Genomic DNA, 20,467 nt, shown 5'->3' on the forward strand with positions numbered 1-20,467 from the left:
GGCGACCCGCCGGACGACGACGGCGGTGCTTTCTGGGCGCCGATCGAGCAGGTGCGCAACGGTCGGGCGGCCGCCCCCCCCCCCCGCGCCCGTCGTCTTTCCCCCGACGGCTACGCGAGCCCACCCCCGCTTGATCCGCTACGGTCACCGGCATGACCTGGGATGATCTCGACGCCCACCTGGACCGGGTGCCCGGCACCGTCTCCGCGTACGTCGGGCGACTCGACGCCCCGCCGACCTGGACCCGCCACGCGGACGCCGGCCACTACGCCGCGAGCACCATGAAGGTGGCGGTGCTCGCCGCGCTGCACCGCGCCGCCGAGGCCGGCACCCTGGACCTGGACGCCCCGGTCCCGGTCGTCAACGACTTCGCCTCCGCCCAGCCCGGCGCACCCCGCTTCGCCAACGCGCAGCCCTACGACAACGACGACGCGGTCTGGGACCGCATCGGCGGCACCGCGTCGCTGCGCTGGCTGGCCGACCGCATGATCGTGCGCTCCAGCAACCTCGCCACCAACCTCGTCCTCGGCCACGTCGGGCTACCCGCGGTCGCCGAGGTCTGGGCGCTCGCCGGCGCCCGCAACAGCGTCACCGGCCGCGGCATCGAGGACTTCGCCGCCCGCGAGGCCGGCATCACCAACACGGTCACCGCCGCCGACCTGGCCGCCCTACTCGGCGCCCTGGCCACCGGGGCCGACACCCCCGGCCCACTCGCCTCACCGGCCGCCTGCGCCACCATGCTTGACGTCCTGCTCGCCCAGGAACACCGCGAGGACCTCGCCGCCGGCCTGCCCACTGGCACCCGCATCGCGCACAAGAACGGTTGGGTGCGCGGCGTCCGTCACGGCGCCGGCCTGGTGCTGCCCGACGACGCCCCGCCGTACCTCATCGCCGTCTGCACCACCGCCGACCTGTCTGACGGCGACGACCAGGTGGAGGACGACGCCTGCCTGCTGCTCGCGCACATCTCGGCGCAGGTCTGGGCGGCCCGCCACCAACTCTGACCCGACAGCCTCGGCGGCGAGGCCAGCGCCGCCGACTGCGGCTACGCTGCTCGCACCCCCACCCCGGAGCCGCCGATGCCCCGCAGTCGCACAGTGCTGATCGCCTTCCTCGTCGTGACGGCCGCGAACCTGTTGGCCAACGCCACCGGCGGCGGCCTGGCCTTCCTCCTGACCAAGCCGCTGCTGATGCCGCTGCTGGCCGCGTACCTCTGGCGGGTCAGCGCCGAACGCGCGGCCCGACCGGACCGGCTGTTGCTGGCCGCGCTGGCCTTCGCCACCGGCGGCGACGTCGCCCTGATGATCGACGGCCCCGGCTGGTTCCTCGCCGGCATGGCCTGCTTCCTCGGCACGCACCTCTGCTACCTCGCGGCCTTCACCCGACACGGCGCAGCGACAGCGCTGCGTCGCACGCCGCTGGTCGCCGTGCCCCTGGGGTACGCGGTGCTGACCGTCGTCGCGCTGACCTGGATGTGGGCGGGGCTGACCGACGTCGGGCTGGCCCTACCGGTGGCCGGTTACGCGATCGCGCTGGCCGCCATGGCCAGCACCGCCGCCACCCAGGGCTGGCGGGTCGGTCTCGGCGCCGCGCTCTTCCTTGGCTCCGACCTGCTGATCGCCGCCGGGGTGGCCGAGGTGGCCCAACCAACCGGCGCGCCGGTGCTGGTCATGGCTACCTACGCCGCCGGCCAGGCACTGATCGTCACCGGCCTCGCCGCCCGCGCCGGCACGCCCACCGACGCACCTGTCACTCCAGCAACTGCGCCCGCAACGCCCTGAGGTCGGCCTCGGTGAGCCCCAGCCCGTCGCGCAGGTACGCGTCGAACGAACCGTGCACCCGACGCACCTCGGCGTAACCGGCGTCGAGATACTCGGCGCGGACCTCCAGCACCGGCAACACCGCGTCGACGTCCAACTCGGGATTCCGCCGACGCATCGCCTCGACGATCACCGCCCGCAGACTGTCGGTCAGCTCGTTGTTGCGCAGGTAGTCGGCGCGAATCGCCGCGTCGTCCACCCCGAGCGCCGTCAACAGGATGACTGTCAACCAACCGGTGCGGTCCTTGCCGGCGGAGCAGTGGTAGAGCAGCGGCAGATTCTCCGGCCGGGACGCCAGCCGCACCGCCTCGGCGAAACCGACCCGCGCCGACTCACCGGTCACGAACCAGCGGTAGATCGCCGCCATCGCCCCCGCCGTGCCCTGCCGGGCCAGCTCCGCGTACGCGTCCAGGTCGTGACCGAGCAGCACCGCCGAGACGTACGTGAAGACCGGGTGCTCCGCGTCGTGCACCGGCAGGCGCACCACCCGTGGCTCACCGGCGAACCGGTCCTCGGGCGCGACAGCGATCTCCGAGGCGTCGCGCAGATCCACCACGCACGCCGGCCCCAGCTTCGCCAGCACCGGTAGGTCCTCGTCGGTCAGCCGACCCAGCGCCGGAGTACGGATCAACTGGCCGACCCGGACCCGCCGCCCGTCCGCGCCGACGAGCCCGCCCAGGTCACGCGCGTTCGGTGCACCCACCAGCTCCCAGCCCTGCCCGGTCATCCGGTCTCCCCTCCCGCGGTGAACCTTTGTATAGGGTGCCTCACATGACGATCTCGGCGGTACGCACCCACCGGGTTTCCGCCCCCTTACACACCCCGTTCGTCACCGCGCTGCGCCGTACCACCACAGTGGACACCCTGGTCGTCGAACTCGTCGACAGCGACGGCCGGTCCGGCTTCGGTGAGGCGCCCCAGGTCTGGCAGGTCACCGGCGCGTCGGTCGCCGGCGCGCAGGCGTGCGTCCGCGAGTTGCTCGGCCCACAGCTGATTGGCCGTGACCCGGACGACCTGGTGACCCGTTGCGCCGAGGTGCAGCGCGCCGTGGTCGGCAACGAGGCCGCGAAGGCGGCGGTGGACGTCGCCCTGCACGACCTCGCCGCGCGGCGGCTGGGCGTACCCCTGGTGCGGTTGCTCGGGGGCACCACGCTGCGGGTCCCGACGGACGTCACCCTCGCCGCAGGCGACGCGGTGGACCTGGCGACCGCGGCACGGCAGCGGCAGGCCGACGGCTTCGGCGTGCTCAAGTTGAAGGTCGGCACCGACGCGGCCGGTGACCTGGACCGGGTGCGGGCGGTACGGGCGGCCGTCGGCCCCGGCACCCGGATCCGGCTGGACGCCAACCAGGGCTGGACGCCCCGGGAGGCGGTCCGGGTGATCCGCGGCATCGAGGACGCCGGGCTCGACGTGGAGTTGGTCGAGCAGCCGGTGGCCCGCTGGGACCTGGACGGGTTGGCCTGGGTCAGCGACCGGGTGTCCGTGCCGATCCTGGCCGACGAGGCGGTCTTCGGGGTCCGTGACCTGGTGGAGGTGATCCGCCGCCGGGCCGCCGACCTGGTCAACGTCAAGCTGGCCAAGTGCGGTGGGCTGCATCCGGCCCGTACCCTCCTCGACCTGGCCACCGCGCACGGGCTCGGCACTGTGGTCGGCTCGATGATGGAGAGCCAGGTCGGCATCGGGGCAGCCGCGAGTCTGGTCGCCGCGTACGGCACCACAGCGGTCCCCGACCTGGACGCCGCCTGGTGGCTGGCGTGGTCACCGGTGCAGGGCGGCATCCGCTACGACGGGGCGACAGTGGTGCTTCCGGACGCCCCTGGCCTGGGCATCTCCGGCCTCGCTGAAGCAAAAGTGCAGGCGCATGGTTGATGACTGTCGGTTTCTTTCATAGGGTTCCCCTGGACAGCCGACACGATCTGGGGGTTGACGTGGAGCTGCAACCGGGCCGCGAGGCCGTCGTCCGGGTCGCCGTGGCGACGCTGTGGACCTCCCCCGAGGCCGTCCGCCCGGTCGACCGTCCGGCGCTGACCGCCGGCGCCGACATCCCGAGCTGGGTCTCGGGAATGGATACCGACCAGCAGGTCGGCGACTGCGTGCTGAGCCAACTCCTGCTCGGCGAACGGGTCCTCGTCAGCGAGCTACGCCCGGACGGCTGGGCCCGGGTCGTCGCCGTCGAACAACCAGCCGCCAAGCTGGACCCCCGCGGCTACCCGGGCTGGCTCCCCGCCGAGCAGTTGACCGTTCTCGACCCGACCCACACCAGCACCGACCACCCGCTGGTGGTCGACGCCACCGTCACTGGCCTGCACGCCGCCCCGAACGGGCCGGTGGTGCTGCCCGGCGTCGTCGTCGGCACCCGGCTCGTCCCGGCCGGCCCCGCGCTCGACGACTGGCGGCCGGTGCACGTCCCCGGCCGGTCCACCCCGCTCTGGCTGCCCGACAGCCACCTGGTCCCGTCGGCGGCCGCGTCGCCGGCCGCCGCGCAGGCGCTCGCTGTGGCACAACGCCTGCTGGACGTGGTCTACATCTGGGGCGGTCTCTCCGCACACGGCATCGACTGCTCGGGGCTGGTGCATCTGGCCTGGCGGCGTTTCGGGGTGCTGCTGCCCCGCGACGCCGACGATCAGGCAGTGGCCACCACCCCGCTGTCGTTGGGCGCGGAACGCCCCGGCGATCTCTACTTCTTCGCCCGACCGGGCCGCAAGATCCACCACATCGGCATCGTCACCGCCGCCCCCGGCGACGGCGGCCAGCGCCGGATGCTGCACGCCTGCTACCGGCGGCGGCGGGTCATCGAAGAGGAACTGCAGGCCGACCGGACAGCCACGCTGGTTAGCGCGCACCGGGTCTAGGACGCGTCGGTCGAGCCTGCACCGGCCGGGCGCGTGTCCGCACCCGGCCGGTGACCGGTCAGTGTCGGGCGTCGGCCAACTCGCGACGCCGGTCCCGGGAGGACTTGATCAGGCTGGCGGCGGTGGCGACGCCCAGGGTGCCGATGATGACCAGCAGCGACAACCAGATCGGGATGTGCGGCGCCCAGCCGACGTGCTCGCCACCGTTGATGAACGGCAGTTTGTTGTCGGCCAGTGCCTCCAGCACCAGCTTGACCCCGATGAACCCGAGCACGACGGCCAGGCCGTAGCTCAGGTAGATCAGCCGGTCCAGCAGGCCACCGAGCAGGAAGTAGAGCTGCCGGAGGCCCATCAGCGCGAAGACGTTCGCGGTGAAGACCAGGTACGGCTCCTGGGTGATGCCGAAGATCGCCGGGATCGAGTCCAACGCGAAGATCAGGTCGGTGGTGCCGATCGCGATCATCACGATCAGCATCGGGGTGAACAGCCGCTTGCCGGCCACGTGGGTGGTGAGCTTCGCCCCGTCGTAGTCCTTCGAGATCGGCAGCGCCTTGCGGCTCCACCGGATCAGCACGTTCTCGGAGAACTCGTCCTCGTCCGGCTCACCCTGCCGGGCCAGGTTCACCGCGGTGTAGATCAGGAACGCGCCGAAGATGTAGAAGACCCAGGAGAACTGTGTGATCAGCGCCGCACCCGCGGCGATGAACCCGCCGCGCATCACCAGCGCCAGCACGATGCCGACGAGCAGCACCTTCTGCTGGTACTGCCGAGGCACCCCGAAGCGGGCCATGATGATCACGAAGACGAAGAGGTTGTCCACCGAGAGGCTGTACTCGGTGAGCCAGCCGGTGTAGAACTGGCCGGCCGCGCTGGCTCCGGAGGTCAGCCACACACCCACACCGAAGAGCAGGGCGAGACCGACGTAGAAGCCGACCCAGAGGCTCGACTCCCGCACACTCGGCTCGTGCGGGCGCCGACCGATGATCAACAGGTCGACGAGCAGGACCGCAGTCAGTGCGACAAGCGTTCCCGCCCACACCAATCCGGACACGTCCAACGTTCATTCCTCCGGCAGACACGCGGCGTCGGGCACACCGTACGCCCCTGCGGGAGCCGGCGTGCCGCTGTCGCTCACTCTGGTGACTGTCGGAGGTCTCTTCCGCCGTCGCCCCGGAAAGGGGCGGCGACCTACGGGGCCGGGTCGGGCGCCGTGGTTCCGGCGATCGACCGTGCTGACGACTCCGTTGCGGGGGAATACTCCCCTCCTCGGTGACCATTGTTGCCCACCACGCCCCGTGATCACACCCCGGGCACCCGGTGGTGCTGGACACCGCTCGACGCGCCACACCGCCTGACGCATCCTAGGAGGCTAGTGCATGTCTGGTGCGGCGATCGGGTCGACGAGCGGCCAGCCGGCGGCGAGCAGGTCGTCGCAGGCCCGCACCGCTCGGGCCAACCGCTCGGCGTGCGACCCGGCCAACTCCACCACCGGCACCCCGCACCCGGCCAGCTCGGCCCGGAAGCGCTCGGTCATCCAGGCCCGCAGGTGCTCACCGTCGCGCAACCCGTCATCGGTGAACGGCACCCCCCGGTGGTCGGTCAGCAGATACAGCGCCGGCCGGCGCGCCGCCGCCCGTACCTCCTCCGACGCGCTGCCCAGGTAGCGCTCCTCCCACACCGCCGTCGCCCGCGCGTCGGTGTCGCAGACCAGCAGCGGCCCGCTCGTCCGGGCCGCCGCGTCCTCGGCCGCCTGCTGCTCGCGGACCACAGCGCGGAAGTCGTCAGGATCCCAGGTGACGTCGAAGACGGTCGCCTCCGGTGTTCGTTCCCGCAACCGGGCCAGCTTGCGAGCTGTCAACTCCCGGCCGTACTCCGGCACCCAGGACGTGCCGTAGTGCCCGGCGAGCGCCGCCGCCATCGTCGTGGTCCCGGTCGACTCGGCCCCGACCACCACCACCCGCCGGACGAACCACTCCCGCACCGGCGGGCTCAGCCACCGCCAGTGACCCGCCGGGTCCGCGCGCACCGCCGTCCCGGACACCGGCACGGTCCGCCGATCCGGATCCACCGACACGGGTACGGCGTCGAAGCGGCGCGCCAACTCGGCCCCGTACGCCTCGGAGGAGAAGACCGCGTCCACCGACCCCGGCCCGACCGCCTCGCGGAACACCGCGCAGTGCGCGTCCCAGACCGCCGGATCGGCGTAGTCCACCGGGTGGTCGTCGTACCGGCCGACGAAACGGACCCACGGCGTGTCCGCGTGCACCTCGCGCATCCAGTCGAGGCGAAGCGGGAGCGGAATGGACTCCCGACGCGAGGGCGCCACGACGACTGTCACCTCGGCGCAGCGGGCGGCGGCGGCCCGGATCAGCGCGTGGTGCCCGGCGTGCGGTGGATAGAACTTGCCGACCACCATCCCGTGCCCGAACTCCGCTGCGGCCGGACGCGCCGGCTTGCGTGGTGCCGGCGCGGGGCCGGATGTCTCGGCGTTCACGCGGTGACCGGGGCCGGGCCGGGCGGGATCGCGCTCGGCCGGTCGGCCCGACGCAGATCGGCGCGCCAGGCGCGCAACCCGAGTACGCACAGGGCGAGGAAGACCAGGTAGAGCACTGCCGTCAGGTGCAGCCCCTTGTACGCGTACAACGGGATGTAGATCAGGTCGGCGGCGATCCAGAGCCACCAACTCTCCACCCGCTTGCGGGTCTGCCCGTACGTGGCCAGCAAGGAAAGCGTCGTGGTCATCGCGTCCGGCAGCGGCACTGTCGAGTCGGTGGCCCGGTCCAGCAGCACCCAGAGCGCGCCGGTGAGCAGCAGCCCGGCGGCGGCCAGCGCCAGCCACTCCGGCCGCCCCGTCCGGCTCACAGTGAGCCGGGTGCGCCGCTCACCCCCGAAGAGCCAGTGCCACCAGCCGTAGCAGCCGAGCGCGACGTAGACGACCTGGAGCCCCGCGTCGGCGTACAGCCCGGCGGTCCAGAACAGCACCATGAGCAGCAGCACGTTGGCGATGCCGATCGGCCAGTTGGCGATCTTCTGCCGGGCCACCAACCACACGTTGAGCACACCGGTCACGAACCCCAGCAGTTCGGCCCAGGTGGTGCCCGTACCGGCCACCCGAAACGCGGTGCCGGTGAGCCAGTCGATGATCACGAGGCCACCCTAGGGTCCGTGTCAACGTCCTCCGTCGAGCCGAGGCGGAGTCCAGGCAGTGGTCCGGCACAGACCCGCGACACCGACTGCCCCGACCCCCGTGGGAGGCTGTCCGACATGGTGCTTGAGGTCGCGCTGATCGACGTACTACCCGGACACGAGGACGCGTTCGCCGCCGCGTACGCCGAGGGTCACCCGGTGCTCGCCGGTGCGACCGGCTGCCGGTCCGTGCGGATGACCCGAGGAATCGAGTCACCGACCCGCTTCGTGCTGCTCGTCGAATGGGACTCGGTCGAGGCGCACGAGAAGAACTTCCGGGCCACCGATCGGTTCGACAAGTGGCGGGCGCTGATCGGGCCGCACTTCGCGGGACCGCCAGTCGTCGAACACTTCCTCGACGTACCGGCCTGAGCCGAGCTGTCGTACCCCACGGTTATCGTGCCGGACGCACGCGCCGGCCGCCGGTCCCGACGGGCTCGGGGGCGCCGGGCCCGGTGGCCGCGCGGCGCCTCACCGTGGGGCACCGGTCAGCCGTCACTCGCCGACGCGGCGGGCCAGCACTGTGACCGTCTCCTCCGGTGACAGCGCCGCGGCCAGCAGCGCCGCGGTCATCCGCTCGTAGCGGTCGACGTCGATCACCGTGGCCAACCGGACGTCGGTGGTCAAGGCCTCGAGCATGACAGTGCGCGGGTCCGCCGGGTCGGGGAAGGCGTAGCAGGAATACGGTGTGAGTGGATGCAGCCCGCCACCGGCCACTCCGCGCGGCAACAGCCGCACCGTGACGTGGGACAGGCCGGTCACCGCTACCAGATGACGCAGCTGTTCACGCCAGACCGCCACCGGCAGGTCACCCGGGTCGCAGACGGCCTCGGCGAGCACCGCCGTGTAGCGCGGCGGGTAGGCCCGCCGCAGCACCTCCTGCCGCAGCGCCCTTGCGCGCACCTCGGCCTCCACATCGACCTCCGGCGTGAGCTGGGCGCCGGCGGTGACCAACACCCGGGCGTACGCGGGCGTCTGGAGCAACCCCGGCACCACCGACGGCTGGTACTCGACGATGTCGGCGGCGCCCGCCTCCAACTCGGCGTAGGTGCGCTGCCGTTCGCTCATCTCGCCCAGCGTCTTCCACCAGCCTCGACTGGTCGCCGCGTCCCGGGCGATGACGATCAGCGCCTCCCGGGCCGGCGTGGGCACCTTGTAGACATCCAGCAGATCGAGCACGTCGGCGAGGTCCGGGCGACTCTGACCCAGCTCGATGCGGGACAGCTTCGACGTCGAGGCCCAGCCCAGCCGGTCGCAGACCTGCTCCAGGGTCAGCGACTCGCGCCGACGGAGTTGGCGCAGCTCTGCGCCGAGACGTGCACGTCGAATGACAGGACTTGTTGGCAGCGGCATCCCGGCCTCCCCACCGAGGGAGACTACGCAGGACGATCACCCAGTGCAATAGCTCGCTCGCGCACCGCAATCAGGGCATTCGACGCCGTCGGCCGTCCGGACCAGCCCGCACACACCGTTTCCGCAGGTCAGTGTGGTTTTAGGCAGCGAAGGCTGGCTCCGGCGGGTCACCCGTCCCCGATCGGCATGGCCGGGCTCAGGGTCGGTAGGTGCCGAAGGACCAGACGTTGCCGGCCAGATCGCGGGCTGCGTAGTCACGGGAGCCGTAGTCGGTGTCGAACGGCTCGCGGATGATCTCGGCGCCTGCCGCGCGGGCCTGGGCGCAGTGGGCGTCGACGTCCGGCACGGCCACGTAGACCGACCAGTCGTCGTCGGCCGGCCGGGGCCGGGCGTCGGCCCGACCACCCAGCATGATCATGCCGGTGTCGAGGACCAGTTCGGCGTGCGCGACAGTACCGTCCGGCGCCTCGTACACGGCATGCACCCGGAAACCGAAGGCGGCACCGAGCCAGTCGATCGCGGCGCGGGGATCGGGATAACGGAAGATCGGATAGATGGTTCGCATGACCCGATTCTGCGGCCGGCGGCACGGCTCCGGATTGGACGAATGTGACCTCGGCGGGTCGCCGACCCGGCTCCGGTCGGCCGGCGGTCGTCAGCGCCCGGAGAGCAGCGCGGCCGGTGTGGCCCCCGCGAACTCGTGGAAGTCCCGGATCAGGTGGGACTGGTCGTAGTAGCCGCAGCCCGCCGCCACAGCGGCCCAGTCGACTCCTCGCCCGGCCCCGCCGGCCTGGGTCGAGGCGGCATGAGCCTGCTGGAAACGCAGCAGCCGGGCGGCCATCTTGGGCGGCAGGCCGACCTCCTGCCGGAACCGGGACGTGAGGTGCCGGCGGCTCCAGCCCAACTCGTCGGCGAGCACACCGACGCTCCCCCGCCCACCGCTGGCGGTCAGCCACCGCCACGCCCAGTCGAGCCGCGGGTCCACCGGCGGGGACGCCGCCAGCCGGGCGGCGAGCACCCGGTCGAGCAGGTCGAATCGTTCCGACCAGCCGGGGGCCTCGGCGAGCCGGCCGCGCAGCCGATCCAGCCAACGGCCCGGGAGCTGCCCGACGCCGACGGCCCGATTGGTCAGCTCACTCAGAGGCAGGCCGAGAAGCCGGCGGGCAGTGAGGGGAGCGAGCAGCAGCTCGACGCCCTCCCCCACGCCCACCGTGCGCGTGGTGCACCAACTGTCGAAGGTGCCGGCCACGAACGAGTCGACAGCTGTGACGCCACGCTGCGCGCTACGCGGGTCGGTCACGTCCAGCGGAGCGCCCCAGCCCAGGATCAGCACCACGAAGACGCCCGCCGACTCCCGGCGGACCAGTGGCACGTCCGCCCGCTCCCGGTAGCCCACGTACCTGTCGACGAAGGGACGCAGGCTGGCGTCAGGCAGCCCGAGGACCATCTCGCCGATCGGTGCCACCGCCGTCAACAGTGCCCGCCCTTCGCGTGCCCCGGTCGGCCGGGCCCGAGCGGTGCGCTGGGCGGGGCCGACCGGGTGACAGTCACTTCACGCCGGCGGCGTCCATGCCGCGCAGCTCCTTCTTCAGGTCGGAGACCTCGTCACGAATCCGGGCGGCCAACTCGAACTGAAGCTCGCGAGCGGCGGCCAACATCTGGTCGTTGAGCTCCTGGATGAGCTGGGCGAGGTCGGCGCGGGCCATCCCCTCCCGTGAGGTGGTGCTCGCGGCGGACCGGCTCCGGCTGCGGGTCTCCTTGACCGGCGCCTTCCCTCGGGACAGCTGACGCACCGCGCCGCCGACCCGGGAGTTCTCGGTGTCCTCCGCCTCGCGGTAGATGTCGTCCAGGATGTCGTGGATCTTCTTGCGCAGCGGCTCCGGGCTGATGCCGTGCGCCTCGTTGTGCGCGATCTGCTTGGCCCGACGCCGATCGGTCTCGTCGATCGCCGCCGCCATCGAAGGGGTGATCTTGTCGGCGTACATGTGCACCTGGCCGGAGACGTTACGAGCGGCCCGCCCGATGGTCTGGATCAGCGACCGGCCGCTGCGCAGGAAGCCCTCCTTGTCGGCGTCGAGAATCGCCACCAACGACACCTCGGGCAGGTCCAGACCTTCGCGGAGCAGGTTGATGCCGACGAGCACGTCGTAGTCGCCCTTGCGCAGCTCGCGCAGCAGCTCCACCCGGCGCAACGTGTCGACCTCCGAGTGCAGGTAGCGCACCCGGATGCCGTTCTCCAGGAGGTAGTCGGACAGGTCCTCGGCCATCTTCTTGGTCAGCGTGGTGACCAGCACCCGCTCGTCCCGGTCGGTCCGCAGCTTGATCTCGTGCATCAGGTCGTCGATCTGGCCCTTGGTCGGCTTGATCACGACCTCCGGGTCGACCAGACCGGTGGGTCGGATCACCTGCTCGACGAACTCGCCCTGGGCCTGCTCCATCTCCCAGGTGCCGGGGGTCGCGGATAGGTAGACCATCTGGCCGACCCGCTCCAGGAACTCGTCGAAACGCAGTGGCCGGTTGTCGGCAGCGCTGGGCAGCCGGAAGCCGTGGTCGATGAGCATCCGCTTGCGCGACGCGTCGCCCTCGTACATGCCGCCGATCTGCGGGATCGTCACGTGCGACTCGTCGACCACAGTGAGGAAGTCGTCGGGGAAGTAGTCGAGCAGGGCGTGCGGCGGGCTGCCGGGCAGCCGCCCGTCCATGTGCATCGAGTAGTTCTCGATGCCGGAGCAGAAGCCCACCTGCCGCATCATCTCGATGTCGTAGGTGGTGCGCATCCGCAGCCGCTGCGCCTCCAGCAGCTTGCCCTGCCGCTCCAGCTCGGCGAGCCGCTCGGCCAACTCCACCTCGATGTCACGGATCGCCCGTTCCATCCGCTCCGGTCCGGCCGCGTAGTGGGTGGCCGGGAAGATCACCAGCTGGTCGACCTCGCGGACCACGTCACCGGTCAACGGGTTGAGGTAGTAGAGCTTCTCCACCTCGTCACCGAACAGCTCGATCCGGATCGCCAGCTCCTCGTACGCCGGGATGATCTCCAGCGTGTCGCCGCGGACCCGGAAGGTGCCCCGCTGGAAGGCCATGTCGTTGCGGGTGTACTGGATGTCGACCAGCCGGCGCAGCAACTGGTCGCGGTCGAGCTCCTGCCCGATCTGCACCTTCACCGCCCGGTTGAGGTACTCCTCCGGAGTGCCCAGGCCGTAGATCGCCGAGACGGTAGCCACCACGATCACGTCGCGGCGGGTGAGCAGCGACATCGTCGCCGAGTGCCGCAGCCGCTCCACCTCCTCGTTGATCGAGGAGTCCTTCTCGATGTAGGTGTCGGTCTGCGGGATGTACGCCTCGGGCTGGTAGTAGTCGTAGTACGAGACGAAGTATTCGACAGCGTTGTGCGGCAGCAGCTCGCTGAACTCCTTGGCCAACTGCGCGCAGAGCGTCTTGTTCGGGGCGAGCACCAGGGTGGGGCGTTGCAGCCGTTCGATCAGCCACGCCGTGGTGGCGCTCTTGCCGGTGCCGGTCGCGCCGAGCAGAACCGTGTTGCGGTCGCCGCGCCGAACCCGACGCTCAAGGTCATCGATGGCCGCCGGTTGGTCGCCGGCCGGCTGAAAGTCACTGACGACCTGGAAGCGGCTGTCCAGCCGGGGAATGTCGAGCGCCATGCCATCAACGGTACGCCGGAGGTCCGACAGGAACGGCCGTCACGCCAGGTACGTGATCGGCTTCAATATTCCCATTGTGTGGCCCATGTCACCGGGACTACCCTCTTCATGTAGGCCGCTCGCGGCGGCCGACCGGGCCGGTGGCCAGGCCAACATCACGGCCGGTCACCCCCGGCACTGCGGTCGCAGCACCCGGCTCGTCCGGCGTGCGCACCCGTGTGGTCGCGCTCGAGGCGCAGACCGGCCGCCGCGAGCGCCCCTGCTCGTCACCCCGGTGCCTTCCCGCCCGTTTCATCTCCGTGGACACCTCTCCGACCCCGGCGCCCGACACCGCCCGCACCGCCACACCCCGGCCGGAGGCCGGGAGCACCGGCAGCGGCCCGGCCAGCGGTGGCAGCCCGGCCAGCGGCAGCGGGCGGCACCGCACCGGCTCGGCCGGCGGTGCCTCGGCGACCGGCCGAACCAACGACACCAAGAACACGTCCAAGGCCGGCCGAACCAACGACACCGGGAACAGGTCCACAGCCGGCCGGTCCGCCGGTGGCGCGCGCCGAGCCGCCGCCGGCCGCAAGACCGACGACACGCGGCGGGCCGCCGCCGAGCGAAGCCTCGCGGAGAACCGCGGGACCACCCGCCGCGACGACACCTCGGACACCGCCGACAACAGCGAGACCGCCGACACCACCGGGCCGCCCTCGGCCGGCCGTCGTCGTCGTACGGTGCTGCTGTTGCTCGGTCTAACGGCTGTGACGTCCGCGACGGCGCTGGTGCTCGGGCTGTTGAGTTGGACGCCCGACCCGCCCGAGCCGGCCCGACCGCTGACCCTGGCGGAGGGCGAGCGGCTGGCCGCCGTGCGGGTCACCAACCTGCGGGACCTGCGCGCGGGCGTACGGGTCACTGCCGGCACCGGCGCCGCCCGCATCGAGCTGGTGGGCTGGGTGGACTGGTCCCGGTCCCTGCTCTACCTCGACGTGGGCGGGCCGGGAGCGGGTGCCGAACGAGGGCTGTTGCAGAAGAGCGGCCCGGTGCTGGTGATCCGGCCCGATCCGGCGGCGGTGCCCACTCCCGCCGCACCACCGCTGATGCCCCCGCCGGACCGGTGGCGGCTGCACCGACTGGCACCCGGGGCGCACCTGGCACCGGTGCTCGACCTGCTCCTCGATCTCGCCGCCGACCGCCCCGACACCGCGACCCGGGCGGCAGCGTCCGACGGGGCGCGCTGGATCGCCCGCGAGGCCGTCCCGGCTGGCCCACTGGACGTCATTCAGGCACCACTGCCCAGCGGCGCGCCAGCCGCCAGCACGGCCATCGGCACCCCCAGCGCCGCGACGCCCGCCCCGCACGGACAGACCCGGTTCTGGCTCGACCAGGACGCCCGGCTGCACAAGCTGGTGACTGTGCTGCCCGGCACCGGTGCGATCACGATGATCTTCAACCGCGCGGACCGGCCGACACTTCGACCGGTGGACGCATTAGGCGGCCGCCCCGGTCTGCCCCGCGCGCTGACCGACGCCGAGCAACGTCGGCTCGACCGGCTGCCGGCCCGGCTCCGAGCCCACGGCGGTGCCACTGTGACGCTGACCGCACCGGTGGGCACTGACACGAACCTGCGGGGCACCGGCTGGTTGAGCTGGACCGCGCGTACCGCGTACCTCGCTGTCGCCGACCTGGGCGTACCGGACCGCCGGACCCTGCTGCGCCGCGACGCCGCCGGTCTGGCCCGGGCGGACCTGCCGGCGGCCGACGCCGGCGGCACCGCGGAGGCGCCTGCCCGGCCGCCGCTACCACCCCCGGCCGGAGGATGGCGGGTCTCCCGGCCCGCCCGGGACGACCTGAGCGTGCTGGTCGACGCCGCAATCGCCGCTGGGTCGGTCGGGCAGCGCGGCGCGGCCGTGCGGGTACGCGAGGACGTCACCGCCGGACGGACGGTGGACGTCATCGAGTCGGGTCCGGCCGACGCGCGGCTGCGTTACTGGCTCGACCGGGACGGGTCGCTCCGCCGGCTCGAGGTGCAGACCGACGCCGGCGCGTGGGCACACCTGGATCTCCAGCCCGCCGTCGTGCCCCGACTGGCCGCCAACCCGCGGCCCGCCGCCCCTCGACCGACGGCCCCTCGGTCTCCGACCCCTCGACCCGGTGGCCGCTGACCGACGCCTCAGGGGCGCCAGCCGGTCTGCGCGGCCCACTGCTCGGCCCGCAGGTACTCCTCGTCGAACCACGGGTTGCGCGCCGTGCCGGAATCGCCGGCCTCTGGCGCCGCGTCGACCAGATCCCGCTTGAGCAGCAGGTACGTGGCCCGCTGATCCGGGTCGGCACGCAGGTGGTCACGCATCAGCAACGCGTACCGCCAACCCGGCGAGTCCGCCACCCGCACGTGCAGACGAACCGGGCGGGCCGGGTCCGCACTACCGTGCAACCGCTTCTCCCACCGGCCCCTGCCGGCCGGGCGCGGGTCGTCCCACCACTGCCCCGGCACCCGCGGAAACCCGGCGCTCGCCAGCCGATCGGCCAACGGCCCGTCGGCGTCGACGAGGCTGGCGACCGCCACCTGCACGTCGATGACGTTCTGGGCGGCCAGGCCGGGCACCGCCGTCGAACCGATGTGATCGATGCGTAGGGCATCCGAGCCGAGCGTGTGCTGAATCCGGGCGGCCAGCCGCGCGTACTGCTCCGGCCAACTCGCGTCGGCCCCCGCCAACTCGGCCGCGTCCGGGGGGACCACCCGCCGCTGGCGCAGGTTGTCCTCGTAGGGCACCAACCGCTGCTTCCAGAGCCTGTCGACGGCGTCGTGCAGCGCCGTCAGGCTCCCGTCGTTTGTCAGCACCACGTCCGCCGCCGCCCGGCGGCGGGCGTCGTCGGCCTGGGCGGCGATCCTCCGCTCGGCCTCCGCGCGACCCATCCCCCGGTCGCGCGCCAGCCGCTCCAGTCTTGTCGCCACGGCCGTCTGCACCACGACCACCAGGTGGTACGTCGGCGCGAGACCCACCTCGACCAGCAGCGGTACGTCGTTGACGACTATCGCGTCGGGTGCCGCCGCTGCGGCCAACTCCGCGGTGCGGGCCCGAACCCGGGGGTGGGTGATCGCCTCCAGCCGACGGCGGGCGGTCACGTCGGCGAACACCACAGCTCCCAGCGCGGCACGGTCCAGTGCGCCGTCGGCGTCCACCACAGCGTCGGAGAAGGCGGCGATTATCTCGGCCAGCCCGTCCGTACCCGGCGCCACCACCTCCCGGGCCACCCGGTCGGCGTCAATCAGCACCGCGCCCCGCTCGACGAGCCGCGCGGCCACCGCGCTCTTGCCTGACCCGATCCCGCCGGTCAACCCCACCCTCAGCACCCGAACAGTCAACCGGATCGACAAGCCCGCCGCCAAACCCATCCCCGGTCGAGCGTGCCGCACGGCTGGCGGCGGGTACGGCGAGGGCCCCGCCCCCAGCGATCCGGAGATCGCGGGGACGGGGCCCGTCGTCGTTCAGCGGGTCACTTACCGCCGGCGAGCTTCTCCCGCAGAGCGGCGAGCGCCTCGTCGGTGGCCAGCGTGCCGGCCGGCTCCTCGGCCTGCCGGCTCGGGGCCGGGCTGGACGAGGAGGTGGTGCCACCGCCGCCGCCACCGGCAGCGGCCGGGACGACCGGAGTCGGGTTGGCAGCAGCCTCGGCGTCGGCGGCCCGAGAGGTCTGCACCTGCTTGGTGTGGGCCTCCCAGCGCAGACGAGCCTCGGCGTACTGGTTCTCCCAGGTCTCGCGCTGCTTGTCGTACCCCTCGAGCCACTCGCCCGTCTCCGGGTCGAAGCCCTCGGGGTAGATGTAGTTGCCCTCGGTGTCGTACGTCGCGGCCATGCCGTAGAGGGTCGGGTCGAAGTGCTCCTCGCCCTCGACGAAGCCCTCGTTGGCCTGCTTGAGCGACAGCGAGATCCGGCGACGCTCCAGGTCGATGTCGATGACCTTGACCATGACCTCGGAGCCAACCTGGACGACCTGCTCCGGGATCTCCACGTGGCGCTCGGCCAGCTCGGAGATGTGGACCAGGCCCTCGATGCCGTCGTCCACGCGGACGAACGCACCGAACGGAACCAGCTTGGTGACCTTACCCGGCACGATCTGCTGGATCGCGTGGGTGCGGGCGAACTGCCGCCACGGGTCTTCCTGGGTCGCCTTCAGCGACAGCGAGACACGCTCGCGGTCCAGGTCGACGTCCAGGACCTCGACCTCGACCTCCTGGCCCACCTCGACGACCTCGGACGGGTGGTCGATGTGCTTCCAGGACAGCTCGGAGACGTGCACCAGACCGTCGACGCCGCCCAGGTCCACGAAGGCGCCGAAGTTGACGATCGAGGACACGACGCCCTTGCGGACCTGGCCCTTCTGCAGCTTGTTGAGGAACTCGGTGCGCACCTCGGACTGCGTCTGCTCCAGCCAGGCCCGGCGGGACAGAACCACGTTGTTGCGGTTCTTGTCCAGCTCGATGATCTTGGCTTCGAGCTCCCGCCCGACGTACGGCTGCAGGTCACGCACACGACGCATCTCGACCAGGGACGCGGGCAGGAAGCCGCGCAGCCCGATGTCGAGGATGAGGCCGCCCTTGACCACCTCGATGACCGAACCGCGGACGACGCCGTCCTCGTCCTTGATCTTCTCGATCGTGCCCCAGGCCCGCTCGTACTGTGCCCGCTTCTTGGAGAGGATCAGACGACCCTCCTTGTCCTCCTTCTGGAGAACCAGGGCCTCGATGTGGTCGCCAACAGTCACAACCTCGGCGGGGTCCACGTCGTGCTTGATCGACAACTCCCGAGAGGGGATGACACCCTCGGTCTTGTAGCCGATGTCGAGCAGGACCTCGTCCCGATCGACCTTGACGACGGTGCCTTCGACAATGTCGCCGTCGTTGAAGTACTTGATGGTCTCGTCGATCGCGGCGAGGAATGCCTCCTCGGAACCGAGATCGTCGTGGGTGACCCGGGTGGCGCTCGAGGGGGCCTCGATGCTGCTCGTCATGTGGGCGGTTGCTCCGGTCGGTGGGTTGTCACAGCAGGCTGGTGTGTCGCAGTGACCTGTTCGCGCCAGCGGATCCGTCGCCGGGCACACCGAACGATCGCCTAGTGAGATCATGATGTGGCTCCGTCGACCGCGCACCTGCTCCCTGCCGAGGCAACGCGATCCGCGAGCGCATCGTCTAGCCTACCGTGCGCATTACCACAGCGTGCAAGCCCTCCCGGGTTCTCTTCGTGCGATGACCTGCGAAAGCCGAACAATCGCCCGGAAAACACCCCTGCTGTCTCCTGCGTCACAGCAGCCCCTCCCGCCCCGCCGACCGCGCCACCGCCACCGCACTTGATCGACTCGGTTCTTCGGATGTCGGTGCGTCCAAGCGGCTCGGACACCGCGACGTCGCCGAAGACGGGCCGCTCAAGCCCGCCGCGCGAAGGAGTCGCTCAGATCGTGGACGCGCCGCCGCACCCAATGGGGTGGGTGGGGCCTAGCGTGAGCGCGTGGATGACGACAGCCGGGTTACCCGGCGCCGGGTGGGTGACGCCGAGGCCCGGCGCGCCAACCGCGGCTGGTGGGACACCGACGCCGACGCCTACCAGGCCGAACACGGCGCGTTCCTCGGCGACGTGGACTTCGTGTGGTGCCCCGAGGGCCTACGCGAGGCCGACGCCCGGCTGCTCGGCGACGTGTCGGGGCGGCGGGTGCTGGAGGTGGGCGCCGGCGCCGCGGCCGCCGCCCGCTGGCTCGCCACCCAGGGTGCCCGGCCGGTCGCCTTCGACCTGTCCGCCGGCATGTTGCGGCACGCCGCCGAGGCCGCCGACCGCACCGGGGTACGCGTACCGCTGGTGCAGGCCGACGCGCTCGCCCTGCCGTTCGCCGACCGGTCGTTCGACGTCGCCTGCACCGCGTTCGGCGCGATCCCGTTCGTGGACGACTCGGCGGCGCTGTTCGCCGAGGTGCACCGGGTGCTGCGCCCGGGCGGCCGGTGGGTGTTCTCGGTGACCCACCCGATGCGGTGGATCTTCCTCGACGACCCCGGCGAGGGCGGCCTGACGGCCGTGCATTCGTACTTCGACCGCTCCCCGTACGTGGAGCAGGACGAGAGCGGCGTGGCCACCTACGTCGAGCAGCACCGCACCCTCGGCGACCGGATCCGCGAGCTGGTCGGCGCCGGGTTCCGGCTGGTGGACCTGGTGGAGCCGGAGTGGCCGGAGGGACACGAGGGGATCTGGGGGCAGTGGAGCCCGCTGCGCGGACGACTCTTCCCGGGCACCGCCATCTTCGTGACGGAGAAGCCCGCCGGGTGAGCGCCGCACGCCGGGTGCGACGGGGCCGCCCGTCACCGGCGCTACGGTCCCCCGGTGAGCGCATGGCCGAATCCGACACCACCGGACCGCTGGCGTCCGTACCCGGCACGACAACAGCGCGCCGACTATCAGGTCGCGGACCTGCAGAGCCTGCCGGACGACGACTGCCGGCGCGTCGAACTCGTCGACGGAGCCCTCCAGGTGGTGCCCTTCCCGACCCTCGGTCACCAGGACATCTCAGGCCTGCTCTGGAGGTGGCTGCGAAGCCACGCGCCGGCGGAGATCCGGGCCACCCAGGCCGTCGCGGTCGAGCTCGGTCACGACACCATCCGGCGCCCGGATGTCCTGTTGTGCCGCTCCGACGTACCGTCCGACCGGTCCTCGCTGCTGCCGCAGGATGTCGTGCTCGCCGTGGAGATCGTTTCGCCCGGCACGCGACGGATCGACCGGTTCGCGAAACCGGGCGAGTACGCCGCCGCCGGCATCCCGTTCTTCTGGCGGATCGAGCAGGATCCGGTGCACGTGTACGCGTACCGGATCGGCGACCGGGTGGGGCCGGGCGGTGAGCGGCAGTACGAGCTGGTCGCCGACGGTGCCGAGTTGATCGACCTGACCGAGCCGTTCGAGATCAAGCTGCCGGTCGCCGAGATCACCCCGTAGTCGTTTCGCAGTGGCCGCCCCGGGTAGCCGAGGACCATGGCCGAACAGAGATTCCACGAGGGCGACCATGTCTCCTGGTCGGCCCACGGCAGCCGCGCGTACGGCGTGGTGCGGGGGACGATCACCGAGCGGACACGGATCCGTGGGCGGGCCGTGAACGCGGGCCCCGACGACCCGCAGTACCGGGTCCGCAGTGACGGCACGGGCCGCGACGTGGCCCACCGCCCCGAGGCGCTGCGCCATGAGCAGAGGTGACGACGGCCGGGACACCTACCGGGAGTTCACCGAAGCAGTGAACATGAAGCCCGGTGAGCTGTCCACATGGCTGGAGACCGACGAGTCGAAGCAGGTCGGCTGGCACAAGGGCGGTCGAGCTGGTGGTGGCGAGTCCGTCGGACACGAATCCGGGCGGAAGATCATCAACCTGCTCCGTCGCAAACGGGGTGACCTGTCCGACGGCGACTACAAGCACATGCGCAAGGTCGTCGGCTACGTACGCCGGCACATGGCGCAGCGCCCCTCTGGCAACGTCCGCGACACCAAGTGGCGCTGCGTCGGCGGTTAGCGGCGGGTAGAGCCGTAGGGTGTGCCCTCCGGTCATGACCAATACTCCGGCGGCTACGAGCTGCTGGAACACCTCGCGCAGC

20 protein-coding genes are annotated in these 20,467 nt (G+C 71.7%); 10 read left to right on the plus strand and 10 right to left on the minus strand.

Going from position 1 to position 20,467, the window contains the following annotated elements; translation table 11 throughout:
• Positions 1-152 precede the first annotated feature (152 nt).
• Both AB0C20_RS26410 and AB0C20_RS26415 read left to right on the plus strand, forming a co-directional pair.
• A complete protein-coding gene (locus AB0C20_RS26410; protein ID WP_357568964.1) occupies positions 153-1,004 on the plus strand; it encodes a serine hydrolase in 852 nt (283 codons plus the stop codon).
• Positions 1,005-1,079: 75 nt separating this feature from the next.
• Complete coding sequence (locus AB0C20_RS26415) at positions 1,080-1,781, plus strand: lysoplasmalogenase (protein ID WP_357568965.1); 702 nt, start codon at positions 1,080-1,082, stop codon at positions 1,779-1,781.
• On the opposite strand, the gene AB0C20_RS26420 is transcribed toward AB0C20_RS26415, so the two are convergent.
• Positions 1,750-2,547: a tyrosine-protein phosphatase gene (locus AB0C20_RS26420; RefSeq protein WP_357568966.1), complete on the minus strand. Its 798-nt coding sequence runs from the start codon at positions 2,545-2,547 to the stop codon at positions 1,750-1,752. The genes AB0C20_RS26415 and AB0C20_RS26420 overlap by 32 nt on opposite strands.
• Positions 2,548-2,591: 44 nt before the next feature.
• On the opposite strand from AB0C20_RS26420, the gene AB0C20_RS26425 reads away from it, so the two are divergent.
• Both AB0C20_RS26425 and AB0C20_RS26430 read left to right on the plus strand, forming a co-directional pair.
• On the plus strand, positions 2,592-3,689 hold the full coding sequence (locus AB0C20_RS26425; protein ID WP_357190342.1) for a dipeptide epimerase: 1,098 nt from the start codon (positions 2,592-2,594) through the stop codon (positions 3,687-3,689).
• Between the two features lie 59 nt (positions 3,690-3,748).
• A complete protein-coding gene (locus tag AB0C20_RS26430) occupies positions 3,749-4,672 on the plus strand; it encodes an NlpC/P60 family protein (protein ID WP_357190344.1) in 924 nt (307 codons plus the stop codon).
• A 58-nt stretch (positions 4,673-4,730) separates the two neighbouring features.
• Here the strand turns inward: AB0C20_RS26430 and AB0C20_RS26435 are convergent, their stop codons facing one another.
• The 3 genes from AB0C20_RS26435 to pnuC all read right to left on the minus strand — a co-directional run bounded on the left by AB0C20_RS26435 (position 4,731) and on the right by pnuC (position 7,819).
• Positions 4,731-5,729 (minus strand): TerC family protein, encoded by a 999-nt coding sequence (locus tag AB0C20_RS26435; RefSeq protein WP_238685543.1) that lies wholly within the window; start codon positions 5,727-5,729, stop codon positions 4,731-4,733.
• Between the two features lie 312 nt (positions 5,730-6,041).
• Positions 6,042-7,166 carry an AAA family ATPase gene (locus tag AB0C20_RS26440; protein ID WP_357568967.1) on the minus strand — a complete coding sequence of 375 codons (1,125 nt, stop codon included), beginning with the start codon at positions 7,164-7,166 and terminating at the stop codon, positions 6,042-6,044.
• Positions 7,163-7,819 carry a nicotinamide riboside transporter PnuC gene (pnuC, locus tag AB0C20_RS26445; RefSeq protein ID WP_357568968.1) on the minus strand — a complete coding sequence of 219 codons (657 nt, stop codon included), beginning with the start codon at positions 7,817-7,819 and terminating at the stop codon, positions 7,163-7,165. Before pnuC ends, AB0C20_RS26440 begins: the two co-directional genes overlap by 4 nt.
• 117 nt (positions 7,820-7,936) lie before the next feature.
• Here pnuC and AB0C20_RS26450 point away from each other — a divergent pair, with 117 nt between their 5' ends.
• Entirely contained in the window at positions 7,937-8,230 is a 294-nt protein-coding gene (locus tag AB0C20_RS26450) for an antibiotic biosynthesis monooxygenase family protein (RefSeq protein ID WP_357190350.1), read from the plus strand.
• 123 nt (positions 8,231-8,353) lie between these two features.
• Here AB0C20_RS26450 and AB0C20_RS26455 read toward each other — a convergent pair whose 3' ends face one another.
• The 4 genes from AB0C20_RS26455 to uvrB form a co-directional block, all read right to left on the minus strand.
• Positions 8,354-9,211 (minus strand): helix-turn-helix transcriptional regulator, encoded by an 858-nt coding sequence (locus AB0C20_RS26455; RefSeq protein WP_357190352.1) that lies wholly within the window; start codon positions 9,209-9,211, stop codon positions 8,354-8,356.
• 196 nt (positions 9,212-9,407) lie between these two features.
• Positions 9,408-9,776 (minus strand): VOC family protein, encoded by a 369-nt coding sequence (locus AB0C20_RS26460; RefSeq protein ID WP_357568969.1) that lies wholly within the window; start codon positions 9,774-9,776, stop codon positions 9,408-9,410.
• Positions 9,777-9,866: 90 nt separating this feature from the next.
• The gene (locus tag AB0C20_RS26465) at positions 9,867-10,676 is read right to left on the minus strand and encodes a helix-turn-helix domain-containing protein (protein WP_357190355.1); all 810 of its coding nucleotides are present in this window, start codon (positions 10,674-10,676) and stop codon (positions 9,867-9,869) included.
• A gap of 82 nt (positions 10,677-10,758) precedes the next feature.
• A complete protein-coding gene (uvrB, locus tag AB0C20_RS26470; protein WP_124858842.1) occupies positions 10,759-12,867 on the minus strand; it encodes an excinuclease ABC subunit UvrB in 2,109 nt (702 codons plus the stop codon).
• A 206-nt stretch (positions 12,868-13,073) separates the two neighbouring features.
• Here uvrB and AB0C20_RS26475 point away from each other — a divergent pair, with 206 nt between their 5' ends.
• Positions 13,074-15,014 (plus strand): hypothetical protein, encoded by a 1,941-nt coding sequence (locus AB0C20_RS26475; RefSeq protein WP_357190357.1) that lies wholly within the window; start codon positions 13,074-13,076, stop codon positions 15,012-15,014.
• A gap of 8 nt (positions 15,015-15,022) precedes the next feature.
• Here AB0C20_RS26475 and coaE read toward each other — a convergent pair whose 3' ends face one another.
• Both coaE and rpsA read right to left on the minus strand, forming a co-directional pair.
• Positions 15,023-16,204, minus strand: coding sequence for a dephospho-CoA kinase (coaE, locus tag AB0C20_RS26480; protein ID WP_357190359.1), 1,182 nt, complete (start codon positions 16,202-16,204; stop codon positions 15,023-15,025).
• A gap of 143 nt (positions 16,205-16,347) precedes the next feature.
• Positions 16,348-17,859, minus strand: a complete 1,512-nt coding sequence (gene rpsA, locus AB0C20_RS26485) for a 30S ribosomal protein S1 (RefSeq protein ID WP_124815727.1) — start codon at positions 17,857-17,859, stop codon at positions 16,348-16,350.
• A gap of 494 nt (positions 17,860-18,353) precedes the next feature.
• Here rpsA and AB0C20_RS26490 point away from each other — a divergent pair, with 494 nt between their 5' ends.
• The 4 genes from AB0C20_RS26490 to AB0C20_RS26505 are packed head-to-tail and all read left to right on the plus strand — an operon-like array spanning position 18,354 to position 20,385.
• Positions 18,354-19,160, plus strand: coding sequence for a class I SAM-dependent methyltransferase (locus AB0C20_RS26490; protein ID WP_357190362.1), 807 nt, complete (start codon positions 18,354-18,356; stop codon positions 19,158-19,160).
• A gap of 54 nt (positions 19,161-19,214) precedes the next feature.
• Positions 19,215-19,820 (plus strand): Uma2 family endonuclease, encoded by a 606-nt coding sequence (locus AB0C20_RS26495; RefSeq protein ID WP_357190365.1) that lies wholly within the window; start codon positions 19,215-19,217, stop codon positions 19,818-19,820.
• A gap of 36 nt (positions 19,821-19,856) precedes the next feature.
• On the plus strand, positions 19,857-20,075 hold the full coding sequence (locus AB0C20_RS26500) for a DUF2945 domain-containing protein (RefSeq protein ID WP_357190367.1): 219 nt from the start codon (positions 19,857-19,859) through the stop codon (positions 20,073-20,075).
• Positions 20,062-20,385, plus strand: a complete 324-nt coding sequence (locus tag AB0C20_RS26505; protein WP_357568970.1) for a DUF3140 domain-containing protein — start codon at positions 20,062-20,064, stop codon at positions 20,383-20,385. Before AB0C20_RS26500 ends, AB0C20_RS26505 begins: the two co-directional genes overlap by 14 nt.
• The last annotated feature ends 82 nt before the right edge of the window (positions 20,386-20,467 follow it).

The sequence above is a fragment of the Micromonospora sp. NPDC048843 genome (assembly GCF_040649965.1).
Classification (GTDB): domain Bacteria; phylum Actinomycetota; class Actinomycetes; order Mycobacteriales; family Micromonosporaceae; genus Micromonospora; species Micromonospora hortensis.

Coding starts and splice junctions, on each gene's coding strand:
- AB0C20_RS26410 (WP_357568964.1), top strand. CDS start 153: ATGACCTGGGATGATCTCGACGCCCACCTGGACCGGGTGCCCGGCACC.
- AB0C20_RS26415 (WP_357568965.1), top strand. CDS start 1,080: ATGCCCCGCAGTCGCACAGTGCTGATCGCCTTCCTCGTCGTGACGGCC.
- AB0C20_RS26420 (WP_357568966.1), bottom strand. CDS start 2,547: ATGACCGGGCAGGGCTGGGAGCTGGTGGGTGCACCGAACGCGCGTGAC.
- AB0C20_RS26425 (WP_357190342.1), top strand. CDS start 2,592: ATGACGATCTCGGCGGTACGCACCCACCGGGTTTCCGCCCCCTTACAC.
- AB0C20_RS26450 (WP_357190350.1), top strand. CDS start 7,937: ATGGTGCTTGAGGTCGCGCTGATCGACGTACTACCCGGACACGAGGAC.
- AB0C20_RS26455 (WP_357190352.1), bottom strand. CDS start 9,211: ATGCCGCTGCCAACAAGTCCTGTCATTCGACGTGCACGTCTCGGCGCA.
- AB0C20_RS26460 (WP_357568969.1), bottom strand. CDS start 9,776: ATGCGAACCATCTATCCGATCTTCCGTTATCCCGATCCCCGCGCCGCG.
- uvrB (WP_124858842.1), bottom strand. CDS start 12,867: ATGGCGCTCGACATTCCCCGGCTGGACAGCCGCTTCCAGGTCGTCAGT.
- rpsA (WP_124815727.1), bottom strand. CDS start 17,859: ATGACGAGCAGCATCGAGGCCCCCTCGAGCGCCACCCGGGTCACCCAC.
- AB0C20_RS26500 (WP_357190367.1), top strand. CDS start 19,857: ATGGCCGAACAGAGATTCCACGAGGGCGACCATGTCTCCTGGTCGGCC.
- AB0C20_RS26505 (WP_357568970.1), top strand. CDS start 20,062: ATGAGCAGAGGTGACGACGGCCGGGACACCTACCGGGAGTTCACCGAA.